The 6,686-nt window shown below is 58.6% G+C and carries 9 protein-coding genes and 1 tRNA gene; 8 read left to right on the top strand and 2 right to left on the bottom strand.

Features of this window, described 5'->3' with window-relative positions; all coding sequences use genetic code 11:
- Positions 1-102 precede the first annotated feature (102 nt).
- From HHJ19_RS12335 to HHJ19_RS12325, 3 genes are all read left to right on the top strand, one after another.
- Positions 103-357 carry a hypothetical protein gene (locus HHJ19_RS12335; protein WP_296907770.1) on the top strand — a complete coding sequence of 85 codons (255 nt, stop codon included), beginning with the start codon at positions 103-105 and terminating at the stop codon, positions 355-357.
- 103 nt (positions 358-460) lie between these two features.
- A complete protein-coding gene (locus tag HHJ19_RS12330) occupies positions 461-1,897 on the top strand; it encodes a YqaJ viral recombinase family protein (protein WP_296907767.1) in 1,437 nt (478 codons plus the stop codon).
- 45 nt (positions 1,898-1,942) lie between these two features.
- Positions 1,943-2,383 (top strand): hypothetical protein, encoded by a 441-nt coding sequence (locus HHJ19_RS12325; protein ID WP_296907764.1) that lies wholly within the window; start codon positions 1,943-1,945, stop codon positions 2,381-2,383.
- 352 nt (positions 2,384-2,735) lie between these two features.
- Here the strand turns inward: HHJ19_RS12325 and HHJ19_RS12320 are convergent, their stop codons facing one another.
- On the bottom strand, positions 2,736-2,942 hold the full coding sequence (locus tag HHJ19_RS12320; RefSeq protein ID WP_296907761.1) for a hypothetical protein: 207 nt from the start codon (positions 2,940-2,942) through the stop codon (positions 2,736-2,738).
- 89 nt (positions 2,943-3,031) lie between these two features.
- Between HHJ19_RS12320 and HHJ19_RS12315 the strand changes: the two genes are divergently transcribed.
- Entirely contained in the window at positions 3,032-3,190 is a 159-nt protein-coding gene (locus HHJ19_RS12315; protein WP_296907758.1) for a hypothetical protein, read from the top strand.
- A 71-nt stretch (positions 3,191-3,261) separates the two neighbouring features.
- Here the strand turns inward: HHJ19_RS12315 and HHJ19_RS12310 are convergent, their stop codons facing one another.
- Complete coding sequence (locus HHJ19_RS12310) at positions 3,262-4,569, bottom strand: integrase family protein (protein ID WP_296907755.1); 1,308 nt, start codon at positions 4,567-4,569, stop codon at positions 3,262-3,264.
- 223 nt (positions 4,570-4,792) lie between these two features.
- Here HHJ19_RS12310 and HHJ19_RS12305 point away from each other — a divergent pair.
- The 4 genes from HHJ19_RS12305 (at position 4,793) to HHJ19_RS12290 (ending at position 6,377) form a co-directional block, all read left to right on the top strand.
- A tRNA-Gly gene (locus HHJ19_RS12305) sits at positions 4,793-4,866 on the top strand.
- 466 nt (positions 4,867-5,332) lie between these two features.
- The gene (locus HHJ19_RS12300; RefSeq protein ID WP_296907752.1) at positions 5,333-5,467 is read left to right on the top strand and encodes a hypothetical protein; all 135 of its coding nucleotides are present in this window, start codon (positions 5,333-5,335) and stop codon (positions 5,465-5,467) included.
- On the top strand, positions 5,464-5,874 hold the full coding sequence (locus HHJ19_RS12295; protein ID WP_296907750.1) for a helix-turn-helix domain-containing protein: 411 nt from the start codon (positions 5,464-5,466) through the stop codon (positions 5,872-5,874). The genes HHJ19_RS12300 and HHJ19_RS12295 overlap by 4 nt, the downstream gene beginning before the upstream one ends.
- Complete coding sequence (locus HHJ19_RS12290; RefSeq protein ID WP_296907747.1) at positions 5,874-6,377, top strand: DDE-type integrase/transposase/recombinase; 504 nt, start codon at positions 5,874-5,876, stop codon at positions 6,375-6,377. Before HHJ19_RS12295 ends, HHJ19_RS12290 begins: the two co-directional genes overlap by 1 nt.
- The last annotated feature ends 309 nt before the right edge of the window (positions 6,378-6,686 follow it).

The following is a 6,686-nucleotide window of genomic DNA, read 5'->3' as shown; positions in this document are numbered from 1 at the left end:
CGCTATATCGAGCGCGCTCAAGCCGATGCCCGGCAGTTTTCTGGACAAAACGCAAAAGCAGGTTGTCGGAGTAGTCAACGAAATTTAAGACGGGGAGCAATGATGAATCCAGTTACCAAATTCGCCGCGATATTGCTTGCCGCCATCGTCCTGCTGATTGCCGGTGCCCTCATGGATGGCCCAAGCGAAATGCAAGCCGCTCAGGACATCGCCGATGAAGCCGACTACGTTGCCGCGCTGGCCGATGGGGGCCGCGCCAAGTGCACCGCGCTGGGCCGCGATCCGATCTGGACAAAAGAGGGTGACTTGGTTTGCCGGGTGCCGGTGCCGGTTGTTGCGCAAGGAGGCGCGTCGTGAAGGAACGCCCCATCCTATTCAATGGCGCCATGGTGCGGGCGCTGCTCGACGGCAGTTCGGATGCAAACCCCTGGGTCTGGATTGTGGAATTCTGGAGGCTGCCATGAGTAACTGCTGCAACGGCATAGGTGCAAGGGAGCAATGTCAGCACTGCCCACACGAACTAGCATTTCCACCGCTTGACCTACCCGCGCCGAAATACTGCGAGTGCTCCAAGCAGCACTTCACCACGCCGTGGACCTGCAACCCGGTATGCCGGCTGATTAAGTCCGATGGTAGCCAGCGGGCCAGTGATGGCCTGGCTTACCGCACCCAGCACTTCAACGAATCCGATGCCCCGGCCATGATGGGCTGCAGTCCCTACAAGACCCGCAGCCAGCTGCTGCACGAAATGCACACTGGTCTGACGCCGGAAGTTGATGCTGGCACACAGCGCCGTTTTGACGACGGCCACCGCTTCGAAGCTTTGGCCCGCCCGCTGGCCGAGGAAATCATTGGGGAAGAAATATACCCGGTGACTGGATCTGACGGGTTGTACTCAGCATCGTTCGACGGTCTGACAATGTGCGAAGCCATCGGCTTTGGACACAAGAGCTTGAATGCCGAGCTTCGCACTTTAGTGCTGGATCAATGCCTGGGCTCTGAACTGCCTATGGTGTATCGCACGCAGATGGAACAGCAGTGCATGGTGTCGGGCGCTCAACGAATCCTGTTCATGGCGTCAACATGGGATGTTGACACCCTGATTGAAGCGCGCGATTGCTGGTACACACCAGATTCAAAATTACGCAGCGCCATCGTGGCGGGCTGGGCTCAGTTCAAGATTGACCTGGACGCCTACGTCCTACCCGCAGTCCCCGTGCTTATCGTGGCCGAACAGGTCCAAGGCCTACCTGCCGTGCTTGTGCAAGTTTCTGGAGAGATTGTCGTCAAAGACAACTTTGCAGCCTTCGAGACTGCGCTGCGCGACTTCCTGAAACACCGGCTGATTCGTGCGCCTAAGACTGACCAGGACTTCGCCGACCTCGACGTACAGATCAAGGCATTGAAGGGCGCCGAGGCTGCACTGGAGTCTGCCGAAACGCAGATGCTCGCCCATGTTCAGACCATCGACCAAGCAAAAAAGACCAAAGACATGCTGGCCAAGCTGGTGTGTGAAAACCGCCTGATGGCCGAAAAGCTGCTGGCCAGCGAGAAGGACCGGCGGCGCAGCGAGATTGTCCAGAAGGGGCGCGCCGCCTATGACGCTCACATTGCCATGCTGACGCAAAAAACCGGCGGGCCGTGGATTATGCTGGCGCCGCCGGACTTCGCCGGCAAGGTCAAGGGCTTGCGCACCATCGCCAGCATGCAGGATGCGGTGGATACCCCGATAGCCACACCCGCCGCCAATGTCGTACCGATGCGCGCGGCAGCGGCGCCGACAAATACGGGGCCCCCCACCGTGCTCGAGCAACTGAATGCCCACCTTGATCAGCTCTCTGACGAACAACTTCAGCGTGTGATGAGTTTTGTGAAGTCACGCTACAGCGCCGCCTGAGCCAATAACCTAAGCGCCACTGAGGCGCTTTTTCATGGACGAGAAATGAAACTTAAACCAGAACAAGCCGCACAGCTCGACCAGCTGATAAACGAAAAAGCCATTACAGCCGATGGCTTCAGAACGGCCGACGCTGAAGTGCTAATGTGGCTCAAAAGCGCCCAGCACCGATTCGCCAGGCGCTTTGCTGCGGGAACCTTATTCCGAGCAAAATTAGCAGGATCGTCCGGTTTTGCTTATTTTCTGACACAGACGCTTGCCGACGCCTTACCAAGGCCGACCAAGGCCGAATCAAAGCCATCTGGCGGTTGGGGAAAACAGAAATTTGTGGTCCGTATAACCCGCAAGTCGTCTACGCCAAAACCCAGGCAGGCCGCCACCATCATCTACCCGCCAAGCTACAAGCACAGTTACCACCCAATGCCCGTGCCACGGACCCAGGCCGTGACGCACAGCTTTATTCACTCGGGCATGAGGGCGATGTGATGCAAACGTCTCAGATTGAACTGGAGGCAGCATGACTCGCAAGATCACCCACCGAAAACCCTGCCACGCAAATCAAAGCCTGGTAGGCCTCGCCATCGCAAAACAACCCGGTTGTCCAATTTTTGCGAGCGTTTATAGCTATTATATTAGGAGCAATATATAACAAAATGATGCCCGAACGCCAATATTCACTGGCCCGCCCCGCCCTGGCCCTTCCCAAGTTATGGCGCCCAAAGTTGGCGCCCAGCGCCCAGCTCACTTGCCAGATCAACCACTGGGATCTGGTGACCCATTTCACCAAGGGCACAACCACCGCCATCGAGCTGCGGGACTGGATTAAAGCCGCCTTTACCTACAGCCAGATGATGCGCATGTTGATTGTCGACGGCGTAATTTTTTTCGCGCTGACCAACTGGCGCCCAACGCCCAGATCGAGATTTACGACACCGTCATCGCCCGGTTCAACAAGACCAGCCGCATCGGCTTCAACGGCGAAGAGCTGGCCATCGCCCGCGCGGCCGTCAGCGTGATGGACCACTTGATTACCCAGGACCGCCATGGCATCGCCGACCGAGCCGAGCGCGGGAGCGTAGCGCAGATGCGCTCACTACACAGCACCGGCAAATCGGCGCCACAAAGAGTAAAACCATGAATGAAAAAATCGACGTCGTCACCATCAAACCGCTTTACCTAGCGCGTGCCCAAGCGGCTACTTTTCTTTCAATCTCAGAAAGCATGCTCGACAGGCTGGTGCAGCAGGGCAAAGTGCCCAAGCCGCGCAAGCTCAGCGCAGGTCGATCCGCTTGACTGGTGAAAGAACTTGAGGCCTGGGGCGAGGAGTGCCCGGTGTCTGACCTGCTGCCGCCAGAAAACAGCGGTTACGGACGCGCGGGGAAATCCGCTTGATTTCGTACCAGGCTGTCCAGATGTGCAGACAGCTCGGTGAGACAATGCCGCCGCTCCGCATCGTAGCTATACGCGTTGTAGACCCCCACGATGTCCTTAGGCATGTGACCAATGATAGCCTCGGCAATCTCATCGCGGCACCCCAACGACGCCAGCAGCGTGCGTCCTGTGCGCCGCAAGTCGTGGGGAGTCCAGTGCGCCACCGGCAGCACCAGGCCGTCCTCGCTCTGCCGGTTTTTCACCCGGGGTGAATACGGCTGCAGGTTGTAGATGTAGGTTGAAAAGTCTTTTTGCTCATACTGCCCTACCCGCTCATCCTCAAACAGCCAGCCCGATGCACCGACAGCGTCCAGGCGTCGGCGCACAATTTCCAGTGCCCGGCCAACTAACGGCACGCGCAAATCAATCCCCTCCTTGAATCGCGCATTTTTGGTCAGTTGCTTGGGCACCGTCCACCACCAGCCGTCAGGCTCCTTTGCAATATGCTCGGGGCGCATTCCCAGAATCTCCACACCTCGCGCGCAGGTCCACAGGTACATCTGCGTTACATCGCGCCCTAGTGAATGCATGTTCGGCAGCCATGCCAGCAGCGTGCTGACCTCGCCGGCACGCAGCACGCGCCGCTGCTGGCCCTGGTGCTCGCCACCCACCAGCTTGCCCTTGCTCTTAAGCCGCCCCTTCATCACCACTCGCCACCAATTCGGTACCTCGCCATCGAGCCGCCCGGCGTCAAGCGCGTAATCCCATGCACCGCCCAGTAGCGAGCGTAGTTTTGCTGCGGCCGTTGGCGTAGCTTTTTTGGACTCAAGCACGGTAAACGCAGTTGCCCGCGTGACGGCTGCCGCCGGCATCTGCGCAAACTCTGGCTGCTCCTCCAAGAGCCGCGAAAGCATTGTCTGAGCGGCACGCGCACCAGCCTCTTTACGATGGACCACAAGGTGACCATCAATATAGCCTTCGACCAACCGGCTCACGGTATACACCGACGGCGCCAGCACCGGGAATTGCTCCAACCTGCGCATCGCCTTGCGCGCGGCCGCTGGATCGGCGCCCCCGCTCCGCTGATCACGCAGCGCCTGCCACTGCGCCGCAGCTGACTGCACCGACATGGCAGGCCACTGGCCGATAGCCACCTGCTTCATGCGTCCGCCTGCCGCTTTGTACCGATAAATCCACGTCTTGCGACTGGCTGACACCACCAGGCGCAGGCCCGAACATCCGTCGATCACCATGTGCTCGCTGGGCTTGAGCAGCTTCGCAGCTCGCGCATCAAAGAACATACGCCGTATACTCCTGCTTGGTCACCGTCGCTGAAAATGCGACGGCAGCGTAAGGAACATGGCGTGGCGTGAAAAACTACGCTGATTCCTACGCTAAAAGCGTAAGTGTATAGGGTTTGGTGTAGGCGATTCTAGGAAATTGCGGAACGCCAAAAATACATAAACTCCTTTAAATTCAAGCGCTTAGATGAATAAATCGTTGCGAATCAACGAGTTAGAAAATGCGGGTGTAGTTCAATGGCAGAACTTTTGCTTCCCAAGCAAATAGCGTGGGTTCGATTCCCATCACCCGCTCCATTCTGTCAAACCGTTTGCCAGCTATCCGTCAACCGTTTGGCTTTCAAACGGTTCTTGGCAAATTGATGCCCGTGGTTTGCCCGCAAGATGGCAGTCGGGCAACCGGAAAGGGTGAAGCCACTGGGCTGCGAGACAACACGCTATGGCTCTTCAGCGTCTTCTGTCCGGCAGGCAGGCGCTGCAAAGGCGCCCAGAAGAGCCAGGATTAAAGCAGCAACACCCAGCCAACGAGGACTCCCCTCCAGACGACACGGTTCTGAAAAGGAAAGTGAAGCTTCGCATCAAAAACAGTCTGGCACACGGCGTTTGTTGCCATGTGCCCGCCTTTATGTCCCGTAGACAGCGCAAACACGCTCAGCTGCATGCGTGGTGCCGGGAGAAGGGGTTTTTTGAGCACCAGCTGAAGTCCTGGGGTGAAGTGTTCTGCAGCGCCACAGCGTCTTAATCGCGCGAAGCCAGGGCGGCGTTGCGTGAACTGCAAGTCAAACACGATGGGTTGCAGCGTGAACTGCGTCGAAAAGAGAAGGCGCTGGCCGAAGCCGCAGCCTTGCTGGTGCTACAAAAAAAGTTCCAGGCCCTGTGGGCGGACGAGGAGAAATGACGCCGTGCGAGCATCGTCAGATACTGCTCGGTCTGATCGGGCAGTCCTGCGCCAGTGGCGCACGCCTGCAAAAGGCCTGCGCCCTGATTGGGTTGGACGCGCGCACTGTTCAGCGCTGGAGGCGCCCGGAGAACCAGGAAGGCGACCTCAGGGTCGGCGACAAACGCCGCATCACCGTGCCGCCCAACAAGTTCAGCGAAGCTGAGCGACAAGCTGCGCTGGAGGTGGTCAACAGCGACCAATTCAAGGATCTGCCGCCACGCCAGATTGTGCCTCGCCTGGCCGACCAGGGCCTGTACGTGGCGAGTGAGTCGACCCTGTACCGGCTGCTGCGTGAAGCCGGCCAGTTGAGGCCCCACCGCTTGGGAAGCGGGTGGCGCAAAAACGCAGCAAGCCACGCGCACTGATGGCCACTGGGCCCGATCAGATTTACTGCTGGGACATCAGCTACTTGCCCACCGAGGTGCGCGGCATCTACTTCTACCTTTACCTGTTCGTGGATCTGTTCAGTCGCCAGATTGTTGGCTGGCAGGTGTACAACTGTGAAAGTGGCGAACTGGCCAGCGCACTGCATCAGGCCATCTGCGAGCGCCAGGGCATCACGCCCAATCAGCTCACCGTTCATTCGGACAACGGCGCACCGATGAAGGGGGAGACGATGCTCGCCACGCTGCAGCGCTTGGGCGTGGCCACCTCTCGCAGCAGGCCAGCTGTCAGTAACGACAATCCTTACTCGGAGGCTCTGTTCAGGACACTGAAGTACCGGCCTGAACTGCCCGTCAAACCGTTTAACGGCCTGCTACAAGCGCGGCGCTGGGCGACAGAGCTGGTGCACTGGGGCAAACCACGAGCATCGGCACAGCGCCAATGGCTTTGTGACGCCAGCGCAGCGCTACCTGCAGCTCGATGAGGCCATTTTGAATGACCGCGCCAAAGTCTATGCCGCAGCCGGGGATGCCAACCCAAACCGTTGGTCCGGCCCGATACGCAATTGGAGCCGAATCACCGAAGTCCACCTCAATCCAGAAACGAAAAAGAACCAAAATCAACCATCCCAACTAGCTGCTTGAGCATCAAACTTTATGCGGCAATTAACTTGACATCTACCGCTGCTGCATCCGCTGGTTCAAGTGCAAGGCCTTCCACCGCCCGCCCCGAAGCGAGCAGCAGCACATCACGGCTTCTGTCAAACAGCGAGCGGGGCTCGCGCAGCGTCAGC

The sequence above is a fragment of the Polaromonas sp. genome (assembly GCF_012927415.1).
In the GTDB taxonomy this organism is placed as follows: domain Bacteria; phylum Pseudomonadota; class Gammaproteobacteria; order Burkholderiales; family Burkholderiaceae_C; genus Polaromonas.
Note: the sequence above shows the minus strand (reverse complement) of the source record. Positions and strands in the feature narration are given on the sequence as shown.